The organism is Sphingorhabdus sp., from assembly GCF_044357595.1.
GTDB lineage: Bacteria > Pseudomonadota > Alphaproteobacteria > Sphingomonadales > Sphingomonadaceae > Sphingorhabdus_B.
This window is the reverse complement of the sequence record NZ_JBIKPH010000192.1, coordinates 1-3,189: the sequence shown is the minus strand read 5'-3', so window position 1 is coordinate 3,189 and position 3,189 is coordinate 1. Positions and strand designations below refer to the sequence as shown.

The following is a 3,189-nucleotide window of genomic DNA, read 5'->3' as shown; positions in this document are numbered from 1 at the left end:
GCACATCATGATGGCAATTATTTCGCGGATAGCGATACGCTCGACAGACTTGAAGGGGATGGTCGCGTCGCCTTCCGCTATGCCGAAGACGTCAATGGTTCCGCGCGGAACATCGCTGGCGTGCTTAACGCAGCAGGCAATGTCTTGGGTATGATGCCCCATCCCGAACGCATGACCGAAGCCGTACACGGCGGGTCAGACGGTCGCCGCTTGTTCGAGGGGCTGATCCGCCAGATCGCTTGATTGTGCCGCATCCAGCGCTTTTCCGGTTTCTTGCGCGGGAATAAAAAGCGACCCAATACTAATATAACCGTCGGCCAGAACATGGTATTGTACAGGTCGTGTAACGACGCATCTAATGTCGCCTCGCCTGGTGCTTGGCCGCGCAAGTCCGCATATTCGTTAAACAGTTCGGCCATCAAAACAATCAACCAACACCCGACACTGTCTGGACGCCGCCGAAGCACGACTGCAGATAGGAATAACATCAACAGCGAACCATGCACATGCATCGCGTCGTTCGTCAGGCCGACTGCTGCAATAAGCCATGTTTTATAGCCGATCCACTGTTCGGCCAGCTGCAACAATATGTCTTGCATGCGATCCTAAACTTTAGTTTTAAAAGGCGAGAAATTGGTTCCCTCGTCGAATATGTCGACGCCTTCTTTACGCTTAAGCCAGGCAACAACAACGTAAGTCACCGGCGTCAGCACCACTTCCCAGCCCACTTTCAGCAGCCAGTTCGTGATCATAACGCTGATGACCTGTTCGTTGCTCCATGTGCCCAAAAAGGCGAGTGGGTAGAATATCAGGCTATCAATGCCTTGCCCTATGACAGTCGACCCAATGGTGCGCGACCACAAATGCTTTCCGCCGGTCCATATCTTCATACGCGCCATGACATAGCTGTTGATGAACTCGCCTGCCCAAAACGCGGTGATCGACGCAAAGACGATCCGCCAGACTTGACCAAACACGCTTTCATAAGCGGCCTGCCCCGGCCAACCGGGTGCGGGCGGGAGGGCGACAACAACCCAGCTCATGAATGCCATGAACAGCAATGCGGCAAAGCCAGCCCAAATAACCCTGCGCGCGCGGGCATAGCCATATACTTCTGTTAAGACGTCACCAATGACATAGCCCAAGGGGAAAAACAAAATGCCTGCGCCAAATATCCATTGTTGGCCGTTGATCGTCAGCGCTGCGGGTTTAGCGGCACCGATGATGTTGGACAGCAGCAATATGGCGACAAAGGCCGCCATAACGAAATCATAATAGCGAAACTGACGGCCAGTGACCGCACTTGCGCTTTCGGATAGAATAGGGGCGTCGTGCATAAATCGACATAAGCAGCTTTGCGTTCGAGGGCAAAGCCGTTATTGCACCTCGCAGCGCGCGCCCTTAGCTCAGCTGGATAGAGCGCGAGACTTCTAATCTTGAGGCCACAGGTTCGACTCCTGTAGGGCGCGCCACGCAGTCCGCGAAATCACACCTTTCCAGAGACTTCTGTCGTCGGGCGCCATGAACGGCCGAGTTCTGCGGGCTTTGGCGGCGCCTAAATTCGTGCTGAAGCCAAACTTGTCTCTGTTGAGAGACCGTTTGGGCAAAAAATAGGGCCCGTCTCACGGGCCCAAAAAACAGACTTCTTCTAGTATGCCCTAGTTATTAGCCGAACCCGAGGACTCGCCTCTGATCTGCCCATGCCAGCGGTAAATCAGCAGCAAGAAGCCTGCCTGGGCTGAGATCCAATGGTTGTCGCCCTTCCACAATTGCAGTGACAATATAGGGGTCAAGGCAGGCAAGCTTTGCAACCTTCATCATTCGAACACGGCAACGACCTTGTTCGGCCGCAAGGGCCGGAACCGATTTATCGGCCTTCGTCATAATTTGTTTCATGATTTCTCTTGATTCGGCGATGAGCGCAACGAGCTTGTCATCGCGCAAAGACATGCTGTTACCTGCCGAGGTGGCGGGTATGATCAGCCTGAGCGCCTTCCCGCGACGTAACCTTATGGCCTCGCGTTCGATAATTAGATCGCTACTTGAGGGTTGGATCGCCCCCTCCGCTCCAATGGCATTGAGCAAACTCCGGTTATCGATTTTGATGACCACTCGGTCCTCATGCAGGTCTATCCGGCTGACCACAGTCCGAATGATTGTCTGCTTCCGAATATACTTTGCGGCGCCAAGCTCAGCCGCCAGCTTACTACATCGCAAAATGACATTGTGGAGTTGGTCGGCATTGTATGTGCCATCCATCATCATGCTCTGTATCTGACTGCCCGACGCTAATGCTTGCGAGAGTTGGCCAAGGACTATGTCTTCGATATCCCGTGCGCTGACGCGCGAGGCTACAGAGTCTCCGATATTTTCGTAGCGATTAGCGTAATAATGGAACCTTCGATTACCCTTCTGGGTGTGAGTCAGAACCAGAGGGGTTCCTTCCGCATTGTAAATCAGACCTGCCAGCACACCTGTTCTGGCGCTCACCTTGCGCGAGCTACCGCCCTGCCCTTGCTTTGCCAGTTTAGCTTGAACTTGGTCCCACAGCTCCTCAGCAACGATTGCTTCATGCTCGCCTTCGAAGGCTTCACCCTTGTGCACGGTCATGCCGCGATAAATCCGGTTGGATAGGAGGTGATAGAGATTACCACGCTTGAAGTGGCATCCGCCTCTCGTCCCGCCATCTTTGCGCTGTTGTATTTTGGTATGGCTGCTGTTCTTGGCCAGTACGTCGACCAGTTCAGGAACTGAACTTGCTTTGAGGTAAAGTTGCATAATGTATCGAACCTGCCCGGCTTCGACCTCATTGACCAACAACTTTCGGTCGATGACGTCATATCCCAGCGGAACTGGGCCACCCATCCAAATGCCTTTGCGCTTCGAAGCGTAAATCTTATCGCGGATGCGTTCGCCTGTGACTTCCCGTTCGAACTGGGCAAAAGACAGAAGCATGTTGAGGGTAAGCCTGCCCATGCTGGTAGTGGTGTTGAACGACTGGGTAATGGACACGAAGCTTGCGCCCTTGCGATCAAGGATTTCCACTATTTTGGCGAAGTCTGACAATGACCGGGTAAGTCGGTCAATTTTGTAAAGCAGGATGATATCGACCGTGCCTGCTTCTATATCCGCCAACAGCCGCTTTAGACCTGGACGTTCCAAATTGCCGCCTGAGAACCCACCATCGTC

Annotated in this window: 3 protein-coding genes and 1 tRNA gene; 2 read left to right on the top strand and 2 right to left on the bottom strand. The window is 53.4% G+C overall.

The features are described 5' to 3' along the window. A partial coding sequence (locus ACIQ2T_RS12795) for a phosphoribosylformylglycinamidine synthase subunit PurQ (protein ID WP_397591138.1) occupies positions 1-243 on the top strand: 243 nt, incomplete at its 5' end. A 362-nt stretch (positions 244-605) separates the two neighbouring features. Here ACIQ2T_RS12795 and ACIQ2T_RS12790 read toward each other — a convergent pair. After that, complete coding sequence (locus tag ACIQ2T_RS12790) at positions 606-1,337, bottom strand: queuosine precursor transporter (protein WP_397591137.1); 732 nt, start codon at positions 1,335-1,337, stop codon at positions 606-608. 58 nt (positions 1,338-1,395) lie between these two features. Here ACIQ2T_RS12790 and ACIQ2T_RS12785 point away from each other — a divergent pair. Then, positions 1,396-1,472 (top strand) — tRNA-Arg (locus ACIQ2T_RS12785). A gap of 193 nt (positions 1,473-1,665) precedes the next feature. Here the strand turns inward: ACIQ2T_RS12785 and ACIQ2T_RS12780 are convergent. Continuing rightward, positions 1,666-3,189 (bottom strand): recombinase family protein (locus ACIQ2T_RS12780; protein WP_397591136.1); only part of this gene is annotated, 1,524 nt, incomplete at its 5' end.

Bases quoted from the DNA above. Each gene is read 5' to 3' on its own strand.
- ACIQ2T_RS12790 (WP_397591137.1), bottom strand. From the start codon at position 1,337: ATGCACGACGCCCCTATTCTATCCGAAAGCGCAAGTGCGGTCACTGGC.